The organism is Listeria cornellensis FSL F6-0969 (assembly GCF_000525855.1).
GTDB classification, from domain to species: Bacteria; Bacillota; Bacilli; order Lactobacillales; family Listeriaceae; genus Listeria_A; species Listeria_A cornellensis.
Window position 1 is genome coordinate 85,530 of record NZ_AODE01000010.1, and the last position, 20,070, is coordinate 105,599.

General features: G+C 41.0%; 24 protein-coding genes and 2 pseudogenes. 18 read left to right on the forward strand and 8 right to left on the reverse strand.

What is annotated here, in order from left to right; all coding sequences use genetic code 11:
• Window positions 1–209: 209 nt before the first annotated feature.
• From PCORN_RS04135 to PCORN_RS20055, 7 genes are all read left to right on the forward strand, one after another.
• Window positions 210–1,898: a M60 family metallopeptidase gene (locus tag PCORN_RS04135; RefSeq protein WP_051999245.1), complete on the forward strand. Its 1,689-nt coding sequence runs from the start codon at window positions 210–212 to the stop codon at window positions 1,896–1,898.
• A 19-nt stretch (window positions 1,899–1,917) separates the two neighbouring features.
• Entirely contained in the window at window positions 1,918–2,226 is a 309-nt protein-coding gene (locus PCORN_RS18210; protein ID WP_077913780.1) for a putative mucin/carbohydrate-binding domain-containing protein, read from the forward strand.
• Between the two features lie 28 nt (window positions 2,227–2,254).
• Window positions 2,255–2,686 (forward strand): Ig-like domain-containing protein, encoded by a 432-nt coding sequence (locus tag PCORN_RS17135; RefSeq protein WP_159102529.1) that lies wholly within the window; start codon window positions 2,255–2,257, stop codon window positions 2,684–2,686.
• Window positions 2,673–3,725: an immunoglobulin-like domain-containing protein gene (locus PCORN_RS04140; RefSeq protein ID WP_338151759.1), complete on the forward strand. Its 1,053-nt coding sequence runs from the start codon at window positions 2,673–2,675 to the stop codon at window positions 3,723–3,725. Before PCORN_RS17135 ends, PCORN_RS04140 begins: the two co-directional genes overlap by 14 nt.
• Before the next feature lie 136 nt (window positions 3,726–3,861).
• On the forward strand, window positions 3,862–4,038 hold the full coding sequence (locus PCORN_RS21215; RefSeq protein ID WP_241433061.1) for a GIY-YIG nuclease family protein: 177 nt from the start codon (window positions 3,862–3,864) through the stop codon (window positions 4,036–4,038).
• A gap of 10 nt (window positions 4,039–4,048) precedes the next feature.
• Complete coding sequence (locus PCORN_RS20050) at window positions 4,049–4,600, forward strand: excinuclease ABC subunit UvrC (RefSeq protein ID WP_241433062.1); 552 nt, start codon at window positions 4,049–4,051, stop codon at window positions 4,598–4,600.
• A gap of 23 nt (window positions 4,601–4,623) precedes the next feature.
• The gene (locus PCORN_RS20055; RefSeq protein ID WP_420912014.1) at window positions 4,624–4,959 is read left to right on the forward strand and encodes a hypothetical protein; all 336 of its coding nucleotides are present in this window, start codon (window positions 4,624–4,626) and stop codon (window positions 4,957–4,959) included.
• Between the two features lie 140 nt (window positions 4,960–5,099).
• On the opposite strand, the pseudogene PCORN_RS20060 reads toward PCORN_RS20055, so the two are convergent.
• A pseudogene (locus tag PCORN_RS20060) lies at window positions 5,100–5,382 on the reverse strand (antibiotic biosynthesis monooxygenase family protein).
• Between the two features lie 54 nt (window positions 5,383–5,436).
• On the opposite strand from PCORN_RS20060, the gene PCORN_RS04150 reads away from it, so the two are divergent.
• The 4 genes from PCORN_RS04150 to PCORN_RS04160 all read left to right on the forward strand — a co-directional run bounded on the left by PCORN_RS04150 (window position 5,437) and on the right by PCORN_RS04160 (window position 7,398).
• Window positions 5,437–5,841: a DUF6157 family protein gene (locus tag PCORN_RS04150; RefSeq protein ID WP_241433064.1), complete on the forward strand. Its 405-nt coding sequence runs from the start codon at window positions 5,437–5,439 to the stop codon at window positions 5,839–5,841.
• 17 nt (window positions 5,842–5,858) lie between these two features.
• Window positions 5,859–6,704, forward strand: a complete 846-nt coding sequence (locus tag PCORN_RS04155; protein WP_036077889.1) for a DUF72 domain-containing protein — start codon at window positions 5,859–5,861, stop codon at window positions 6,702–6,704.
• Window positions 6,705–6,873: 169 nt separating this feature from the next.
• Complete coding sequence (locus PCORN_RS19255; protein WP_159102530.1) at window positions 6,874–7,041, forward strand: hypothetical protein; 168 nt, start codon at window positions 6,874–6,876, stop codon at window positions 7,039–7,041.
• A gap of 3 nt (window positions 7,042–7,044) precedes the next feature.
• Window positions 7,045–7,398, forward strand: coding sequence for a type II toxin-antitoxin system RelE/ParE family toxin (locus PCORN_RS04160; protein WP_036077800.1), 354 nt, complete (start codon window positions 7,045–7,047; stop codon window positions 7,396–7,398).
• 40 nt (window positions 7,399–7,438) lie between these two features.
• Here PCORN_RS04160 and PCORN_RS04165 read toward each other — a convergent pair whose 3' ends face one another.
• Together PCORN_RS04165 and PCORN_RS04170 are read right to left on the reverse strand one after the other, a co-directional pair.
• Entirely contained in the window at window positions 7,439–7,813 is a 375-nt protein-coding gene (locus tag PCORN_RS04165) for a DUF1634 domain-containing protein (RefSeq protein WP_036077802.1), read from the reverse strand.
• The gene (locus PCORN_RS04170) at window positions 7,814–8,692 is read right to left on the reverse strand and encodes a sulfite exporter TauE/SafE family protein (protein ID WP_077913782.1); all 879 of its coding nucleotides are present in this window, start codon (window positions 8,690–8,692) and stop codon (window positions 7,814–7,816) included.
• 114 nt (window positions 8,693–8,806) lie between these two features.
• Here PCORN_RS04170 and PCORN_RS04175 point away from each other — a divergent pair.
• The 4 genes and pseudogenes from PCORN_RS04175 to PCORN_RS04190 all read left to right on the forward strand — a co-directional run bounded on the left by PCORN_RS04175 (window position 8,807) and on the right by PCORN_RS04190 (window position 12,625).
• Window positions 8,807–10,175: pseudogene (locus tag PCORN_RS04175) on the forward strand (bifunctional metallophosphatase/5'-nucleotidase).
• A gap of 5 nt (window positions 10,176–10,180) precedes the next feature.
• Entirely contained in the window at window positions 10,181–10,459 is a 279-nt protein-coding gene (locus tag PCORN_RS04180; RefSeq protein WP_149024253.1) for a YutD family protein, read from the forward strand.
• Between the two features lie 25 nt (window positions 10,460–10,484).
• A complete protein-coding gene (locus PCORN_RS04185) occupies window positions 10,485–11,252 on the forward strand; it encodes a TIGR01457 family HAD-type hydrolase (RefSeq protein ID WP_149024250.1) in 768 nt (255 codons plus the stop codon).
• Window positions 11,253–11,323: 71 nt separating this feature from the next.
• Window positions 11,324–12,625, forward strand: coding sequence for a hemolysin family protein (locus PCORN_RS04190; protein ID WP_036077811.1), 1,302 nt, complete (start codon window positions 11,324–11,326; stop codon window positions 12,623–12,625).
• Window positions 12,626–12,658: 33 nt separating this feature from the next.
• Here PCORN_RS04190 and PCORN_RS04195 read toward each other — a convergent pair whose 3' ends face one another.
• Window positions 12,659–13,159 carry a phosphatidylglycerophosphatase A family protein gene (locus PCORN_RS04195; RefSeq protein WP_036077813.1) on the reverse strand — a complete coding sequence of 167 codons (501 nt, stop codon included), beginning with the start codon at window positions 13,157–13,159 and terminating at the stop codon, window positions 12,659–12,661.
• Between the two features lie 3 nt (window positions 13,160–13,162).
• A complete protein-coding gene (locus PCORN_RS04200) occupies window positions 13,163–13,441 on the reverse strand; it encodes a NifU family protein (protein ID WP_051999248.1) in 279 nt (92 codons plus the stop codon).
• A 686-nt stretch (window positions 13,442–14,127) separates the two neighbouring features.
• Here PCORN_RS04200 and PCORN_RS04205 point away from each other — a divergent pair.
• Both PCORN_RS04205 and PCORN_RS04210 read left to right on the forward strand, forming a co-directional pair.
• On the forward strand, window positions 14,128–14,451 hold the full coding sequence (locus PCORN_RS04205) for a YuzD family protein (protein WP_036077815.1): 324 nt from the start codon (window positions 14,128–14,130) through the stop codon (window positions 14,449–14,451).
• An 18-nt stretch (window positions 14,452–14,469) separates the two neighbouring features.
• Window positions 14,470–14,703 carry a YuzB family protein gene (locus PCORN_RS04210; protein ID WP_036077817.1) on the forward strand — a complete coding sequence of 78 codons (234 nt, stop codon included), beginning with the start codon at window positions 14,470–14,472 and terminating at the stop codon, window positions 14,701–14,703.
• A gap of 54 nt (window positions 14,704–14,757) precedes the next feature.
• Here PCORN_RS04210 and PCORN_RS04215 read toward each other — a convergent pair whose 3' ends face one another.
• Both PCORN_RS04215 and PCORN_RS04220 read right to left on the reverse strand, forming a co-directional pair.
• On the reverse strand, window positions 14,758–15,384 hold the full coding sequence (locus PCORN_RS04215; protein ID WP_036077819.1) for an SDR family oxidoreductase: 627 nt from the start codon (window positions 15,382–15,384) through the stop codon (window positions 14,758–14,760).
• 395 nt (window positions 15,385–15,779) lie between these two features.
• Window positions 15,780–16,775: an NAD(P)/FAD-dependent oxidoreductase gene (locus tag PCORN_RS04220; protein WP_036077822.1), complete on the reverse strand. Its 996-nt coding sequence runs from the start codon at window positions 16,773–16,775 to the stop codon at window positions 15,780–15,782.
• A gap of 283 nt (window positions 16,776–17,058) precedes the next feature.
• Between PCORN_RS04220 and PCORN_RS04225 the strand changes: the two genes are divergently transcribed.
• Window positions 17,059–18,273 carry an NAD(P)/FAD-dependent oxidoreductase gene (locus tag PCORN_RS04225; RefSeq protein ID WP_036077824.1) on the forward strand — a complete coding sequence of 405 codons (1,215 nt, stop codon included), beginning with the start codon at window positions 17,059–17,061 and terminating at the stop codon, window positions 18,271–18,273.
• Between the two features lie 57 nt (window positions 18,274–18,330).
• Here PCORN_RS04225 and PCORN_RS04230 read toward each other — a convergent pair whose 3' ends face one another.
• Window positions 18,331–20,028: an LPXTG cell wall anchor domain-containing protein gene (locus PCORN_RS04230; protein WP_036077827.1), complete on the reverse strand. Its 1,698-nt coding sequence runs from the start codon at window positions 20,026–20,028 to the stop codon at window positions 18,331–18,333.
• Window positions 20,029–20,070 lie beyond the last annotated feature (42 nt).

The window sequence follows — 20,070 nt, forward strand, 5'->3', positions numbered from 1 at the left end:
CTCTTCATTGGAGTCTATTTTTTTTGTTTGCTTAAATGGTGACTTTTCCTTCAAATATATAAATTGTCATCAAATCTACAATTAATTTCTAAATAAAGAAGAAATAATGTATTTCTTTAAGCCACTTAAATGATAATCTAAAGTAGTTGTATACTCAGATGACTAAAATAAAACATGTAGTTGTTAAGCGACTATAAAAAGGAGAAGGTATGAAAAAAGTTCAAGCAGTCTTATTGTTAATGTTTATAATCTTATTAGGAGGTTTCGCGCAACAAGTACATGCCGATTCTATACAAACGAAGTCTTTGTATGTCCTAGAGAAGCCAACATGGTTAGATACAGCAGGTGTTTCAAAAGGTATTTACCATGATAAACAGGATTTAGGTATTATTCTACCGGCAAATGTTCCACTTGAGATTAGACAAACGAATCCGAATTTCAAGGGGACTCTAACAATGGAGTTACTAAATGACAATTCCCAGAAAGAGAAATCAGTGAACATTACATCTAACTGGCAAACAATTAGCCATGGATACACAGCCGTACCTTTCATTGATACAACATTTGGAAACGAAGTACCTATTATTGAATACAAAGTAACGAATGCAATGAAAACACTACCTATCTATCAAAAAGGCAATAATCAAGCAGCGTTCTTTCAGCAATGGGATAGCTCGGAAGCAGAATTTGCACTTATCATAAGTCCATACGCGCAAATTTTTGCACCTAAAAAAGATAAAGCTTATATGAAGAATATGCAAGATTTTAAGTCTATTGATGAGTTAATAGCTTACTATATCGATATTTTTGAAACGTATAATAAGCTAGATGGTTTATCTTTTACACCAAGTAATCCGACAGATAAAAATATTCCAAACAAATATTTTATGAAGGCAAATGCTAGTGGTGCTGGAGCAGCTTATTATTCTGGAAGTCACACCGCAGAAAATGCTGATACATTAGCTGGATTTTATCTTTCTAAAGGTTGGGGTGGATTACATGAGATAGGCCATGGTTATCAGGGTTCATTTATGAGTGATGGCAGTTTTGACGCGGGCGAGGTTTGGAATAACCTCTATGCGGCAGCCTATGAAAAAAAGACAATGGGAACAGGAATATATCAAAATGGATGGTTATTCGCTTATGGGGATAAATCTAATGTGGAGAAAACCGTTATAAATTTATGGCAGACGACACATACTCCTGTTACTAAATGGGACCATCGATCTAGACTCCTTGCTCTTGTTACATTACAAGATAAAGCTGGAGACGAAGGTTTTACACTTTTCAATCAAGAGTATAGGAAAATTGCCAATCAAGCAGGCTTTGTACCAAGCAATCATTTTCTATTTGATCTGATTTCGCAGTACTATGGACAAGCTAGCGGATTTGATTTCACTCCCACAATCCTCTCATTTGGAGGAACAATGTCCACGCAACAACAAGATGACAATCGTTCGCGAAATTATAAACCAGTAGCGCCATTAACTGAATTAGTGCCAGCTTCACAATTAACAACGCTCCAAAATAAGCTGGGTCTCACCACTCCTTTTTCGCTAGTGGATACGGATCAACTCGCATCTAGTGGACTTTCTGGAAGCACAACGATGCATTTGAAAATAGACGATTTTTCACAAATAGAAGGTCAAGATTTAATTCTAATGAACGGATCTAAAGAAATCAAACGTATGAAAATCACATCGAAGGACATGAACCTGGGCACGCTACCAAATGGTATCTACACCATCTGTTTACCTACAGGGAAGACGACTAAATATAGTTTTGATACACATTATTTACGCGTGAAAGAAGCGACGAACGATGTAACAATCAGCTACACAGCTAAAAAAAACAAGCCCATTAACAAGCCAAACTGTCCATTTCTTAGGTCTAGGTGATGGTGAATTCGCAAATGCTATTGTCAATCTAAGCACAGGAAAGTTAACAATGTCATTAACCTCTACAGATCCACACTCTTATTTTGGCTCGACAGAATATGCCAAAATAGAAGTACTGGATCTAAATAACAATGTTGTCTATACGAAATCCATGACTGGTTCTGGCACAGTGCCTAGTAAAGATATACTTGATATCAAAGTAGGCTACAAGCTACGAATCTATCATGCAGAACCAGGAAGATTGAATGTAGATGATTTAAAAAATTGTGAACACATCACAAAAAACGAACACCTTTACTATCACAAAAGCTGGTTTAGTGAACGATAATCTTCAGAACAATGCAGAGGCAGAGCTGGTGGTCAAGATTGAGGCCTTAGCTAGTAAAATTCAAGCAAATCCTATTTTAGTAAATAGTGACTATGCAGAATTAAAAGATGATTTACTTCTTGCAATTGAGGTTTTGTCTGAGCCCACGAAATCAAAGCTTTTAGAAAAATATGCTGTCCTATTACCTAAAGAAGTGGCAACATCGATCGAAATAAGTACGAATCAAATTCAAGCAGAGGATGGCGACAAAGGACAAGTGAAAGCTACTGTCTCTCCTTCCAAAGCAAGCCAAGCGGTAACGTACCAATCGAGTAATACAGATGTAATCACAATCGATGGATCAGGAAATTGGAAAGCAATCGGTGCGGGAGAGGCTATCATTACAGTGACGTCCGCTTCTAATCCTGGATTGACGAAAAAAAATTACAGTTCAAATCACGAGACCAATCACACCGAATGACTTAACAGCAAAAGCCTACAAACTGGGTGATTCAAAATTAACTGGTACGTTTGGATCAAGCATTTCCCGCGTTCGTCTATGGATCAACGGTAAAGTAGTCGTTCAAGCAACAACTAATGCAGACGGGACATATGAAATTCCGAATGCAATGAACTACATTTTCAAAGCTACGGATAAAGTAGAAATCATTGGTGTCGATGCGAAATATGTAGAGCAAAACCGTATTTCTGTACAAGTAACAGGGACGTCTACTTTTGACGACGCGTTGACAGCAACGACATATAAACTGGGTACGAATAACCTAACTGGAACATTTGGAAAAAATATTTGGAAAGTCCGCTTATGGGTAAATGGGAAAATCGTTTCGCAAGCTACGACAAAAGCGGATGGCACTTATGAATTTACAAACGTGCCTAGTTTTATTAACGCAGCAACAGATAAGGTAGAAATAGTTGGCGTAGATACACAATATAACGAATTGAAACGCATTGGAGTATCTGTGACGGGTACTTCTAGCCTGAATAATTCGCTAACAGTACCGACAACATACAGAGTAGGCGATCAAATTTTAGCAGGCACTTACGGAAGTGACGTATTTAAAGTTCGTTTATGGGTGAATGGAGTGGCAGTAACTCAAGCTACAAGCGTATCCGGAAACTATACATTCACGAATATCGCTTCTTATATCCACAGCCCATTAGATGTTGTGCAAGTGGTTGCGGTAGATAAACAATATAAAGAAATTAATCGTGTAGATATGGATACAACAGGTTCACCACTATACAACTATCTATTAGCACCGGATGACTACACTTTGGGTCATTCAACAATGAAGGGTATGTATGGTAAAGATATCTCAGAAATTAAGTTATCAATAGACGGCAACATCGTACAAACAGCAGTATTAGACAAGACAACAAGAACTTTCACATTGAAAAATTTAGCAACAGTTATCACAAGCAAAAACGCATCCATTCGTATTATTGGTTATAATGAACAATATCAAGAAGTCAAAAGAGTAGCAGTAAGTCCCCAATAATATAAGTAGAGCCTATTTAGAAGAAGTTGCAAGTATGGACTTCTTTCTAAATAGGCTCTAATTCTACGTAGCTTTACAAAACGTCAAGTAAAGTCTAAAATGAAGGAATTAATAGACATTTTTGGAGGTGCTATCCGTGGAATCCCAGTTGAAACAAAAATTAAAAACATTGCCTGAATCACCAGGTTGTTACATATATCGAGATAAAAAAGGTGAAATTTTATATATCGGAAAATCCAAAAATTTAAAACAACGCGTCAAATCCTACTTTACAAAAAAAACAACTAGGGAAGACCGCGCGATTAGTTCATAATATTTATGATTTGGAATTAATTATCACGGATACGGAAGAAAAAGCGCTGATGCTTGAGATGACGCTCATTATGAAGTATCAACCGCCGTTTAACGTGATGCTAAAAGATGAAATTCGGTATTTATATCTCAAAATTACGAACGAAGAAAATCCGCATCTTGAAGTAACAAAAGAAATTGAGAAAGATGGCGCGCATTATTTTGGACCTTATGCTAGTCGTTATAAAGCTGCTGAAACATATGAACTTCTACAGAAAATCTACCCGCTTTGCCATTGTGATGGGAAAAAAGGACGTCCTTGTTTTTATTACCAGATTGGTATGTGCTTAGGGCCTTGTGCACGAGATGTCACAAAGGAAGAATATGAAACGCAAATCAAACGAATCTCAGACTTTTTCAATGGTGGACAACGAGAGATAAAGTGCGAACTTGAAACTCGGATGCAACAACAAATAGATAAACTTGAATTCGAACAAGCGAAAGAAAGCCACGAACTGTTGAACGTATTAGAGCGCATAACAGAAAAGAAAAAAAGTGCTGAAAAGCGATTTCGGTCATCGTGATGCGATTCATTTTGTAGAACATAATCAGTTTTGCGCGATTCAAGTCCCTTTTTGTACGTAATGGCGCTATCGTTGGGAGGAGCTCTAAAGTTTTCGAGTTTGTCGGAGAGGCCGATGAAATGGTGGAAAGCTTCATTATCGCTTTTTACAATCATCCGAACCATTTGCTGCCAAAAGAATTACTTGTGCCCGAACGGTTGGATACGAAATTATTGGCGCAAACGCTAGGTATAAAAGTGAGAGTGCCGAAAAAAGGCGAAAAGAAGGAGCTTTTGGGGGGCGTCATACATGAAGATGCCCAAAGCCTACTGGATGCCCATTTCAAAATGCTTGATTATGCGGATAAGAGAGAAGAATAGTACATCCGTAATTGTCTGCTATAAGGACAATTCACGGCGGCGAAGGCACTCGTGGAAGGCTTGACTAAAAAATAACGCATGAACGCTTAAAAAATGAAAATCGCAAAATGGCATTCGTCTAATTTTGAATAAAAAGTAACTTATGAGCTTGGTTCAATTCGTGTGAAGTGCCTGACTTCGGGGAAAGGGTTATAATAGTGGTGGAGAAGCTTTTTCCAGTCTTCATATCCGGCTTATTTTCGAAATCCATTGGTATGATATGTGAGCGTCTCCCATTGAATGAGAAGTAAATAATTTGTATGTTCCTCAAGGCAGTTGTAACCTAGCATGGAAACGTTAATGGGGGATGCGACGGCAAAATATTTTCTCGAAAGTAGCTGTATTTCCTTGTTTTACGCACAATAAAGCGCTTTCTAAAATCATAGTGAAAAACCTTCTTTGCTGTTGTACAATAAAATGAAAGATGGGTGTGGAGAAGTGAATTTAAATTATTATAATACGTTTATTTTAGTTGCGGAAGATAGTAGGGCCGAGCATGGCGAAATTCCGAATACAAAGCGGCTGAAAAAAACGGTGGGTGAGATCCAGTTTGAACTTTTAAATGGGCATGATTATAAATATACGCAAGAAGATCTTCTTTTTGAAACGCATATGTTGCATAAAAATATTCCAGAGACAGCGCGGGAAGAAGAAAAAACTACTTTTTTGGGAAAGAGTCAGGCGTGTATGAGGACTTCGCCACTTGGAAAGCGATATGGGTGGGGGCTATATTTTAATCGAGATGGTTATGTGAAATTGGTCGCGATGGATAGCCTGGAATATCGCCAATTTGCAAATCAAAAGGACTTAACGATAACGCGAGCAATGAAATCTAAAAGATAGGAAGGGACGTTTTTGTGATGATAACAATTGGATTAACGGGGTGGAGTGACCATGAGACGATATATTCGAGCACTGGAAAGCATAAATTAGAAGATTATGCTGGACATTTTCCGATGGTGGAGGTGGATACGAGTTATTATGCAATTCCATCTCCGCAAACAACTGAGAAATGGGTGGAGCAGACACCAGAAGAGTTTTCTTTCGTTGTGAAGGCTTTTCAAGCGATGACGAAGCATAAAGAATGGCAGCAATATTATGATTCAGAAACGGAAATGTATCGTCGTTTTATGGATGCGATTGCCCCGATGAGTGAGCGAGGACGTCTGAAAGCGATTCTGTTCCAATTTCCTCCTTATTTTGGTTGCACGAAAGAGAATGTGACATACTTACGAGCTACTCGTGAAAAAATGGGAGACTTGCCACTCGCGATTGAATTTCGTAATAAGACGTGGTACACGGAGTCGAATACACCGCAGACATTGGCTTTGTTAAAAGATTTAGGCTTCATTCATACGGTTGTTGATGAGCCGCAAGTTGGGAATGGAAGTGTGCCGATTGTACTTAAGGCAACGAATGAAGAGATGACACTGATACGGCTACACGGTAGAAATAGTGCAGGGTGGATGAAAGCGAATAGTCCGGAATGGCGAGAAGTTAGAACACTTTACCGTTATAATGAAGAGGAAATTAATTATTGGGCGGAAAACATCAGGTATTTGCAAAAACAAACGAAAGAGATTATCGTGATTTTTAATAATAATTCTGGCGGGGACGCAGCAGATAATGCGAAACAACTGCAAAAAGCGCTGGATATTTCGTACGAAGGGCTTGCACCGATGCAGATGAATTTATTTGATATATGAGGAGGGGGTGATTTTTTCTCCCCTTATTCTTGCTTTTTTATACTCAAATTGAGTGATAAAATATGTAAGTGTCCTAAAAAAAGTTATTTTCACTCCACTTGGATATCGGTTGGAAAAAACATTCGGAATGTGTTATAATGATGGTAATAAATATAAAGGAGCGATTAAGATGACAAGAAGAAATAATACACATACTGCCCCTCCGACATTGGATAGAATTTTGGTTTCAAATGAAATAGATATTTTGAATAAATTAAGAGAGTCACAAGAAGACAAGCGTACGGTTACATCGAGCAATGGGTGGTCAAATCTTCGCGTTATGGATAAGCAGGTTTAATGTATGAGTAGTGGTATTCAAATAGAATGGTCGGATGCTTTTCAGGAAGATCTGGCAGCCATTATTCATTTTTTAGAATATCAATATTGTAGCGAAAGCCAGAAGCAGAAATTTTTTGAAAAGCTTGCGAATGTGGAAATGCGATTGACTATTTTTCCAATGATGGGCATGGCGTTGCAAGATCCTAAATATAGTCGCGAGTACCGCAGAGTTAGGATCGGTAAGGCATATTTGGTGTTTTATGAAGTGCTAATAGATGAGAAAAAAGTGATTTTGCATCGAATTTTGGCGCAAGAGCAGAATTATGATGTTTTGATTCGAGAAGATATCGTGATTTATGATAGTGAAAAACAGTAGTGGGGCTCTGAGTTAGAAAGAGCGCGACTACTGTTTTTATTTATCCAGTTGTACCAATGAAGAAACTGATGGCTAAGATGATAAGAACAATCGCAGTTATCGTGACGTAAACGTAATCTTTTTCCTTCAAAAAAGTGATGAGAGAGACTACGACACGAAGAACTGGAGTTAAAATAAGGCAGAAAAGGCCGAACATGATAATCGCATAAGGCTTGAAATCGCTAATCCCGCTGAAAATGGCAGTTAGCGTTGTTGGATAGGTCGTTCCGGGGTAGCCGCTTGAGCCGGTGAGCAATAGTAGTAGCAGACCTGCGAGAATAATTGCGGCGCTCAGAAGGACTCCTATTCGAAGTAGTAAACTAACAACGGCTTCCACGCGGTGCATTTCTTCGTCTGTTGTTGATTTATCAGTCATTTAGATCCACCCCAATCCTTCTAAAATCATTTGCAAAGCGACGTAGATTAAAACGGGAATAAATACGAGGCGGATAACTTTGCTTTTCAGGCGTTGCATAATTCTGGTTCCAATCGTTGCACCAATCAAGACACCAATCGCGACAGGGCCTGCAATCAAGGGATCAATATCGCCTCGGAATAAGTAAACCGTGGCACTGGCAGCAGCCGTGACGCCCATCATTAAGTTACTCGTTGCACTGGAAACTTTGAGTGGCATTTTCATGAAAACGTCTAGTGCCATGACTTTAAAAGCGCCACTTCCGATGCCGAGCAGACCGCTGGCGATACCTGCTCCGTACATGACGCCAAATCCTGCTGGGACGTTTGCCACCTCATAGTCTATTTGTTGTCGAAGTGCTTTATCATAATAGGTATCATGCAGTCGTAATTTTGTCGCGAGAGTGTCGGGCTTCACGTTTGTTGGGAACTCAGAGCCTATTTTTTTGATCATCGTGATTGCTGAGTAGAGAAGCAGGAGGCCAAATATCATGTAAAGGGCAGTCGCAGAGAGAAGTCCGCCAACAAATGCTCCGGTTATGGCGCCGAGCGTGGTCGCGATTTCGAGAAACATACCGACACGCAAATTGGTGATGCGATCTTTTATATAAGCAATGGCTGAGCCGCTACTCGTTGCGATAACAGAAATAATACTGGCACCAATCGCGTACTTAATATCAATGCCAAAAAGGAGTGTAAGCGCTGGTGTTACAATGATTCCTCCGCCAAGACCCAACACTGAACCGAGCACGCCAGCAAAAATTGCGATGAGTAAAAGTGCAAAAATTTGATAGATGTCCAAGAAATAATCCCTCCTTTTTCTTTGTATAGTGTCTATCATACGCCACTTTTGACTAATTTAAAAGGAAAATAAGGGACGAAAAGCAGTTTTGTGACGTGTCAAAAGGGAGCATTTAGGCTACAATAGAAGGAGATGAAAGAAGGGGATGTTACCATGAAACGTTTAACGATTTGGCATACAAATGATATTCATAGTCATCTGGAGAAATGGCCGCGCATCTTTGCTTTTTTACGGGAAAAACGTTTGACCGCACAGAATGATTTATTTTTTGATATTGGTGACTTTATTGATCGGGTGCATCCTTATACGGAAGGTTCAATGGGACAAGGGAATGTAGCGCTTTTGAATGAGCTTCCTTATGATGCGGTGACGATTGGAAATAATGAGGGCGCAGCGCTTGGGCACAAGGAGTTGGCGCATTTATACGATCAAGCGGAGTTACCGGTTGTTTGCTGCAATGTATTTGAAGATATGGCGCGAACGGAGCTTGCTCACTTTGCGAAAGCACATATTTATATTCAACGGGACAACATAAAAATTGCTGTTATTGGGGCAACGGCTTGTTTTACGGAGTATTACGAATCGTTAGGATGGGGAATTGAAGAGCCGATTCAAGCGATTAAACGGGAAGTTAATCAGATTCAGGCGGACGTTATTATTTTACTTAGCCACCTTGGTCTGCCCTTAGATGAAGAAATTGCAACAGAAATACCAGAAATCGATCTTATTTTAGGCGGGCATACGCATCATTTGTTGGAACATGGCAAAGAAGTGAATGGTGCCTTGCTTGCGGCTGGTGGGCGATGGGGAGAATATATTGGGGAAGTGACGCTAGAATTCGATGGAGTAACTGGTGAATTGGTGTCAAAACAAGCGCGCGTACACACGGTGGCAGATTTACCCGCACCTGTAGATGAAGAACGACAAGTAGTAGCTTTTCTAGAACAAGGAAAGGCGGAATTAGCTCAGAAAGTGGTTGCACTTCCGCATCAACTAGAGCATAATTGGTTTAAAAGCTCCGAGATTTCAGAACTCTTTCATGAGGCGGCTTGTGAGTGGACGGGAGCAGATACTTTTTTTGACGAATGCTGGTATTTATATGACCGATTTACCTAAGGGAATTGTGACGGCGTATGATATTCACCAATTGTTACCGCACCCACTGAATTTTATTGCACTTTCGATGACAGGGATAGAACTGGATGTTTTGATTCGCGAGATTGCGGAAAAAGAAGAGGAGTTACGCGATATACCATTGCGAGGTTTCGGTTTTCGTGGCGAGTTTTTCGGGACAATATTGACGAAGCGAATGACTTTTGATGCGGAACTAGATTTGGCATTATGGGACGGCGCGGTGATTGATCCTGAGAAGATATACCGAGTTGCAACGCACGACACGTTCGTTTATGCGCCATTTTTCCCGATTATTAAACGGGTGACAGGAAAAGAAGTCTATACACCAGAGTTATTACGCGATGTGATGACATGGAAATTAAAAGAAAAATACGGTGAGGGAGGTTGACTGGAATCATGATTACGATTCAGAATACGACATATGAAATTATTGAAGATAACCGGGAAGCGTTTGATGAAGAGGCTTTGACGGAAAGATACAGCGATATTTTGGCGCGCTACGATTATATTGTTGGTGATTGGGGCTATGATCAGCTGCGTTTGAAAGGTTTTTTTGATGATGATAACCGGAAAGCGACTTATGATACGAAAATTAGCACGTTGAAAGAGTATTTATATGAGTACTGCAATTTTGGATGCAAGTATTTTGTGATTAAAAAAGTAGTGAAATAGGCGAAAGCAGAGAAAGAGGTAGGCGATAGTGAAATATGATGGCTATTTAATTGATTTAGATGGGACGATGTATCTTGGAAGTGAGCCGATACCCGAGGCACAGGGCTTTATTGAAAAATTGGATCAGGCGCATATTCCGTATTTATATGTGACAAACAATTCGTCAAAAACGCCGGAGCAGGTTGCGGCAACTTTGCGAAAATTCGACATTCCAGCTACGACGAATCAGGTTTTTACAACATCGCAAGCAACAGTAGAATTTATGTTGGAGCAGGTGGATCGGAAAAAGACGGTTTACTTAATCGGGGAAGAGGGCGTGAGGCATGAAATCGAGAAGGCTGGTTTTGAGTTGACCGAGGAGAACCCTGATTTTGTAGTGATGGGAATTGACCGGGACATCAACTACGAGAAATTGGCGACGGCGACGATGGCTGTTCGTGCAGGCGCGATGTTTATTTCGACAAATGGAGATGCAGCAATTCCGACAGAGCGTGGCTTGTTGCCTGGAAACGGTTCGATTACATCTGTTGTGGCCATTGCTACAGGTGTGAAACCAATCTTCATCGGAAAACCAGAAGCAATTATCATGGAGCAAGCAATTGCCAAACTTGGCGTGAAAAAAGAACGTGTCATCATGGTTGGCGATAATTATGAGACGGATATTTTAGCTGGGATTCGCTTTGGAATGGATACACTAATCGTGCATACTGGCTTTACCTCACCAGAACAATTGGCGACAAAAGAAGTACAACCGATTCACCGCGTGATGAAATTATCGGAATGGGAATTATAATTATACGAAAAAAAGGCGGATACTTAATGGAAGTGCCGTCTTTTCTTATTTAACAGGGGAGAGATGTTCGGATGGCGGTATTTAATGATATTTTTGTCGTATTTTTAATCGTGATGACGGCTTTTTTTGTAGCGAGCGAATTTGCGATTGTTGCGATTAGAAAGCCCACGGTGCGGCAGCTTGTCATGAGTGGTAACCCGCGTGCGAAATATGTGGAGCAAGTGACAACGAAAATGAACGATTATCTTGCGGCCTGCCAATTAGGAAATACACTCGCAGCGCTTGCCATGGGGTGGGTCGGTGAGGCAACGATGCGCGGGTGGTTACAGCCACTTTTTGATGTGTTGCCAATCCCAACTTCGATCGAAGGGCCTATCGCGGTTTTCACGGCTTTTATTTTGATTACGTTTTTGAATGTGGTGCTAGGAGAACTTGCACCGAAAACATTCACCATCCACAGCACGGAAAAAGTAGCCATGTTCATTGCACGCCCGCTGATTTGGTGGTATTACATAACATTCCCACTCAACTGGCTACTCAATCATTCGGCCAATTTAATTACGAGAATATTCGGCGTGAAATCGGGCAATGAGGATATGGACAGGATGACGCCGACGGAATTGAAAATCGTGTTGGATGACAGTTACCAGCAAGGTTTACTGAACCCACAAGAGTTTCGCTATATGCAAAATATTTTTAAATTAGATGATGTCCCGGCGCAAGAAGTGATGATTCCACGGATGAAAATGATTACTATTTGTAAGTCGGACTCGGTTCGGGATTTACTCGAGTTAACCGCGCAAGAGACGTATCATATTTTCCCAGTAACAGAGGAGCGCGATAAGGATCACATTGTCGGCATGCTACAAGTAAGTGTTGTGATGGCAGGACTAGGGCGTGATTTGGCGATTTTAGATCAGCCGATTGAAAAATTCATGACGCCGATGATGCAAGTTTTTGAGGGAATGAAGTTACAGGAATTGTTATTCAAAATGCAGCAGGAAGGGCAGTCTTTCGTTGTTTTGACAGATGAGTATGGTGGGACATCAGGACTTGTTACGCTGGAAGATGTGATGGAAATCATCGTTGGAGATATGGAAGAGGCGACATCGCCAAAAGGAGTCAGAAAGGTCGCTGAGGGCCATTTCGTTATCGAAGGCAATGAACCATTGGTATCTGTGGAAGAGGAGCTTGGAATTGAGCTGAGCAGTCCAGGAGTTCATACGCTTTCAGGCTGGTTACTCTACCAGCGATTTGATTTGGAAACAGGAGACGTTTTGGAGGAATCCGGTTGGCGCTTTATGATTCAAAGCATGAATAAAAACTCGATTCGCCAGGTCGAAGTTGTGAAAATAAACAAAGAAGCACCGTAAGTCTAAAATCAGACCTGCGATGCTTCTGTATTTTTATTGTACGATATCATCATGATAACTATGCGCTAATCGACTCGCGGCCGCTGCAGCAATCGCACCCACGATATCATCAAGGAATGTATGCACCTGCACACCATCATGTTCGTTTAATTTCGCTAAAATACCAGGCTTCACTTTATCAATATAGCCATAGTTCGTAAATCCGATAGAACCGTATACATTGACGATGGAAAGCGCTAAAATTTCATCCACGCCGTATAGTCCCTCATCAGCGCCGATAATGTTTTGTAGCGGTTGGACGAGTTTACCTTCCTCAGCCAAGACATCAAGTTGAATCCCTGTTAAAATCGCATTTTGGACCTCGCGTTTGCGCAAGACACGCTCCACATTTTCGCGACAAATATCAAGGCTTAAGGCTGAATGATATTGTTTTTGCAAGAATAGCACCAAGTCAGCGATATCATCGATTGTTACCCCGCGTTCTATGAGCCATTCCCGCGCTTTCTTCTCTAATTCACTTTGTTTCTCGACCATCTTTTATCTCTCCCAACTCAAACAAAATCGGCACAAGCTTCCTTTTAAAAAAACCTGAACAACCTCTTTAAAACCCATTACCTTTTCCGATAAAGTGAGTTCAATTCCCATTTTTAATGTCATATCTGAACTTGGGCACGTTTCACAAGCCCCTAATAAACGAATTTTTACAATACCATCTGGCGTTACTTCAATGAGCTCATAGTCGCCGCCATCTCTGACTAAAAAAGGTCTAAATTTCTTAAGAGCAGTATCCACTTCCGCATACATCTCGCTGTTCATGGCATTCGACTCCTTCCTAACTGTGAATAGTTCTCACTTATATCCCCTATTATAACAGCATCAGCAAAAAAAGAAAGGGATAGTGTCCGAAGTTGAGGGGAGGTTGTAAAGAAGTGACCAGTGAAACTTATAATGAGAATATTTGTTAATATAAATATAGAAAATATGAAAAATAACTTGCCTTTTTGAGGGCACTTAAAATTTTGCTGTATAAATTTTTTATTGTTTTCTTTGCTCGTAATACGACTAAATTTTATTTGAAATTCGAAATCTGATGAGACCGTGAAACATTCCTTTTGGGTATGATGAAGATATCGCTTTACACAAATCAAGCGAAAGCGTTTGCATCTTGCCGATTTACTTGTAGTATGAACAACACTTCAACAAAATGCCCCGTCCCTAAGGCTCAAGAAGGGATGGGGCAAGTTTATATAGTCAGATGGGTAAATCTGACTAAAAAAGGGAGTGTTACTTTTATGTTAACCGTGTGGATTAAGCACGGTAACAAACAATGATAGTTTCCTGATGCACTACTTAAACGCATTAAAGGAACTATATGAAGTATAGTATAGACAGAATAGCGTGTCAACAAATATATATCGAAATAGTTTTATAATTCAATTAAGAAACCGGTTTACTCGCTTTTGTAGTCTATATTTTGTAGAATAAAAGAGAGGTGAGCAAAGATGGAAAAAGAAGCGAGAATTTTTGTTTATGGGTCATCGAATATTTGTGCGAGCTGTGTTGGCTCTCCATCTTCCAAGGAGACGGAGGAGTGGCTCAGAGCAGCGATAGGTCGCAAGTTTCCTGAACAGCCGTTTCAAGTGGAGTATGTCGATATTTTTGCGCCACAAGAGGAAGCTGATATGAAGCGAATAGCCACCATGATCGTGGAAGAGGAGTATATGTATCCTGTGATTGTGATTGATGGGGAGGTTATCGCTGAGGGAAATCCGCGTTTGAAGGATATCTATGCTATGATGACAGAACGTGGCTATCAACCGGCGTAAATTGGATTGGAGGGAATCATGAATCCGATTGTTGAGTTTTGTGTGAATAATTTAGCTTCGGGCGCGCAGGAGGCATTTGATACATTGGATGCGGACGCGAAGCTTGATGTGATTGAATACGATTGTCTGACGTACTGCGATTTGTGCGCTTCCTCTATGTTCGCGCTAGTGGATGGGGAAGTGGTTCGAGGAGAGACACCTGCAGATTTAGTCGCGAATATTTATCAGTTTTTAGAGGACAATCCTTTTTAATAGAAAATAGGCTAGTTTCAAAGAGTATGGCGACTCTTCGGAACTAGCCTATTTTTATTTGATAAAGTGATCTATCGGTGTATCACCGTTTTGAATGGTATAGATTTGTTTATACGTTTTGGTATTATCAACAATAGTGCTGAGAAAAAGGGCAACATCGGCTCGCGTAATAGTCGTGGGACCTGTTGTATATTCACTGATATGTGCAGTCGCAGGTTCGTTTGTGAGCAATACAGGACGAACGATTGTATAATTTAGCTGGCTTTGTTGTAGCGCCTTATCAGCATTTCCCTTGGCGATTAGATAGCCCTTGAGTGAGTCAGGACCATTTTCTGGTTGATCAGCTCCGACAGAACTAACCATGATGAAATGAGAAATGTCGTGTTGTTCAGCGTACTCGACCGCTCTAATCGCCGCGTTTTGATCGATGGCAATGGTTTTTTCAGGGCCGGTATGTCCACCAGATCCAGCTGAGAAAATAACAGTATCAATGCCGCTATAGGCTGAACTAAAGTCGTCTTCTAAATCGGCAATAATTACTTTTGCACCAAGTTGTTCAAGAGCTGCTCGTTGCTCTTCTTTGCGAATCATAGCTACGACATTGAAATTTGTGTTTTTTGCGAGCAGTGCAACGGTTTGTTTCCCAATTTGACCGTTAGCTCCTAATACTAATATGTTCATATAAAAACTTCCTTTCGAGGATTAGATTTCTTTGATTAGTAGTAATATGGTTGTCAGTCTCGCGTTGCTCCACTGTCTATTGATTCACTAAATCAAACCAAACGACGGTTTGAAAGTTCATCAACATAACGGGCTCTTTCAGCACTTTAGTCAAATCCGGCTTCAAGAGCCAGCCTCTCGGAAATTTCGTGGCCTCCGTAAAAGTCAAGGGAGGACTTTTCCTGCGCCCTCTAACAATTTCTGTCGAGGCTAAACGGGCTCTTTCAGCACTTTAGTCAGATCCGGCTTCAAGAGCCAGCTCCTCGAAATTTTCGTGGCCCCCATAAAAACCAAAAGCGGGTTTTCACTGCGCCCCCTAACAAATTTTTTCGGAGCTAACGGGCTCTTTCAGCACTTTAGTCAAACATCGAACTCGAGTGCATCGGTTGAACTCTTGATTTCGGATCGATGTAATTCATCGCGTTATTCACAGCGGTTGGTGCTTCGCCGAATCCTGTTGCAATCAGTTTTACCTTGCCATCATACGTACAAACATCGCCTGCGGAATAAATGCCGGGAATGTTCGTCTCCATTTTGGAATTGACAACAATCGAATTACGCTCGATATCCAGTCCCCATTCTTTAATCGGTCCCAAAGAGGAAACGAAACCGTAGTTCACGATGAAATCATCAATCTCAAGGACTTCTTTCCGGTCGCCTTTCACTTCTTCCAAAACGATCTGCGTCAGATTTTCGGAATCACCGATAATGTCAGTCGGTATGAATGGTGTTTTAATCGTAATCGAGGACTGTTCTAATTTCTCAACGCTGTGTTCATGGGCTCGGAAGGCGTTACGTCGATGAATAATCGATACTTCTTTTGCGATAGGCTCTAGCATTAAAGCCCAGTCTACTGCGGAATCACCGCCACCGCAAACGGCTACGCGGCGTCCTGAAAAACGGCCCAAGTCATTGATGAAATAATGCAGATTTTTACCTTCGTATTGCATCGCATCATCAAGTTCTAAACGGCGAGGTTGAAAAGCACCGTTTCCGGCTGTAATAATAATTGCTTTACTATAATGCGTATCTTGATTCGTACTAATCTCGAATGTGCCATCTGCCTGTTTTTCAACGCTTGCAACGGCTTCTTCCAGACAAATTGTCGGATTAAAAGGCTTCATTTGAGCGACTAAGTTATTGACTAACTCTTGCGCGCGTACTTTTGGAAAGCCTGGGATATCATAAATATATTTTTCAGGGTAAAGTGTGGAAAGCTGTCCGCCTAGTTGAGGTAAGCTCTCGATAATTTTCACGTTCGCTTTTCGCATCCCCGCATAAAAAGCCGCGAATAGTCCAGCTGGCCCGCCACCGATAATCGTTATATCATAAATTTTTGTTTGATCGTCCACAAAAAAACCTCCTATAAATAAATGTTCTCTCGAATTTCCATAACAAAACCATTCTACCATAAAAACACCAGAAACAGTATGGCAATAGCTTTTCAGAATTTTATCACATTGTGAGCTTCTTCTCTTGAAAAAAAGACTTGAAAGAGCTAAGATATAGGGTGAGGGCTTTTGCCTTCTTCTTGAAACGTAGATGTTTAAGCGCAATCTACATAATTGTCATTAGGCTTTGACCTAATGCAGTTTTTTGTGAGAAAAATACAATGGGAAAGTGGATGTGATACAGATGAGTAAGCCAAAAATCGTCATTCTGGGAGCTGGGTATGGCGGCTTGAAAACGTTGCGTAAGTTGCAACAATTGAATGTTGAAGCGGAATTAGTATTGGTGAACAAAAATGACTATCATCATGAAACAACATGGTTACATGAAGCTGCCGCAGGAACGTTAGACGCAGAAAAACTAATGTATCCTATCGCGAAAGTAGTCAACGGGGCAAAAACAACTTTCATTCAAGATACTGTGGAGAAAATCAACAAAGATGACAAAACAGTAACACTGACGAACAAAGGGGATATTTCGTACGACTTCTTGCTGATTGCACTTGGATCAGAAGCAGAAACTTTCGGTATCAGCGGTTTGAAAGAATACGCGTACACGATTACAAGCATCGATTCTGTTAAGAAGATTCGTGCTCAAATTGAAGGCAGTTTTGCAAAATGGAAAACCGAACAACGCGATGAATTATTAACAATCGTTGTTGGTGGCGCTGGATTCACGGGGATTGAGTTCTTAGGGGAACTAACGAACCGCATTCCAGAACTTGTGAAAAAATATGACGTACCACGTGAAAAAGTCCGCATTGTTTGCATGGAAGCATCACCAAAAGTGTTGCCACAATTTGATGCAAAACTAGTAGACTATGGCGTAGGCGTTTTAGAAGACCGTGGTGTAGAATTCAACGTTGGAACGCCAGTGAAGGAAGCTACAGCAGACGGTATTAAATATGCGAAAAGCGAAACAGAAGATGTGGAAATCAAAGCAGCGACTGTTATCTGGGCAGCTGGTGTACGTGGAAATAGCGTCATCGAAGCATCTGGATTCGAAGCTGGCCGTGGTCGTGTGAAAGTAAACGACGATTTGACGGTTCCTGGCAACGAAGAAATTTTGATTATCGGGGATTGTTCATTAATGATTAACCCTGAAAATGATCGGCCGTACCCACCAACAGCGCAAATCGCGATGCAACAAGCGGATATCGCTGCGGTGAACCTTGCCAAAATGGTAAAAGGATATACGGCAGAATTAGCACCGTTCGTATACCATGAAAAAGGTACGGTATGTTCTATCGGGGACAACGATGCTATCGGTGTTGTCATGGGCAGAAGCTTGAAAGGCTACCCAGCATCCGTAATGAAAAAAGTCATCGATGACCGCGCGTTATACCAAATTGGTGGAACGGGTGTCATGATGAATAAAGGTAAATTTAAGTTTTATAAATAATATCGAAATAGGACTTGAGATGAGGCAATATATGCGCTTCATTTCAAGTCCTATTTTTTATTTGCGTCGAACGAGGTACATACTAGTTGTTAGCGCAAAAATACCGATAAATAGTACAGCCAAATCGTCAGAATCGCCTGTTGCGGGTAATTTTTCTGCTGATGTTACGGCTTTTGTTGCCGTTATTACAGCGGAATGCTTAGAGTCTGTCGTTGGTGTACTCGGATTGCTAGGCTCGTCAGGCTTTGGCTCAGGGGGCGTCTCTATCAATTCGTTTTTCACAGTAAGTTCGACGGTTTCTGTTGGATTAAAAGGAATCGTGAATGGTCGCGTTTCCTTTGAACGTTCATATCCTTTTGGCGCGGTAACTTCACTTAACACATAGTCACCAGGAATCAATCCGGACATTGTAGCATCGCCATTTTTATCGGTTGTGATTGTACCTATATTTTCACCAGACGCGGTATTGATCTCAAAAATAGCATAGGGCAATGCTTGGTCTTGTTTTCCAATTTTATGCACGGTGACGGAACCGGTTATTATCTGGTTGGTCACATTGAGTTCGACGGGAGTTGTTTGCTCATAAACGATTTCAAAGGAGGTAGCGGTTTGATCTAGTTGATAACCAATCGGCGCGGAAGTTTCTTTTGTGGTGTAGGTGCCAGGTATGAGGTTCTCAGCCATCGCGATACCATTTGCATCTGTTGTGACATTTGTGATGAGATTCCCATTGCTATCTAGCACGTCAAATGATGCACCGGCTAAATTTTTGACACCGTCTGTTTTATGAATCATTGCAGAGCCAATCGTTGTCAGCCCAGCATCCATCGATATAACTTCAGAACGGAGAGTAGGAATATTGATTGTAGCACGTCCATTTTTGTTCGGATCGGAATCTCGCGCGGCATCACCACCACTTTTTTGATTTGTAAAGACGTAGTGGCTTGGGTCAGGATTAACGAAGGCAATTCCATAATTTCCAGGCAGCAAACCGCTGAATAAATAACCACCTAAATCATTTGTTGTCTGCGTTTGGAGGAGGGAGCCTTGGTTGTCATATAGGTTCACTTCTACACCAGGCGCTGGGGATTCACCATTATCTTGTACGCCATTCCCATTTTCATCATGCCATACATAGTCACCCAGTTGCGCGCCTTCGATACTGATATACAAATTGATATCATCTAAAAAATTCCCAGTGGTCAGATTACCATTAGAAGTCGAGATAGGGGCAAAAGTGAGCCGTGTATGCGTCTGCCCAGCAGGGACAACATATGTTCCAGAGTAAGTTCCCCATTCTTGTCCGTCTGAGGCTAGGAAAATCGGAGCCAAGTTACCTGGCGCGCCTATCAGTAGTTCGGCTGTGTCAATGCCGCTACGACCTCGATGCGCAAAACTCCATGTTAACGTGGAGCCAGGAATTGTTTTGATGTCTTGATAAACTGGACCAGGCCCGTTTGAATTTAATTCAATAAAATTATTACCCGAGTAGGCAGGAATAGGCTGACCAACGCCATTTTGCCATACTTCAATTTCACCAGAAGGGTTTGAGGTTCCCCATGCTTCCACGCCTTCTTGATCGACATACCAAACGTATGGCGCACCAGCAGAAACACCGAAATCAGCAATGTCCACAACTTCAAAATCAGCATTTTTAATAAGCCATGATATTTGCCAATTATTATCAGAAAAGTTAGATGACGCTTCTACTTTTACACCACTGAAACTAGCAACTAAAAAAAAGAATGACCACAAAAAGCCATTTTAAATTCCCTTTTAACATTAAATTCAACTCCT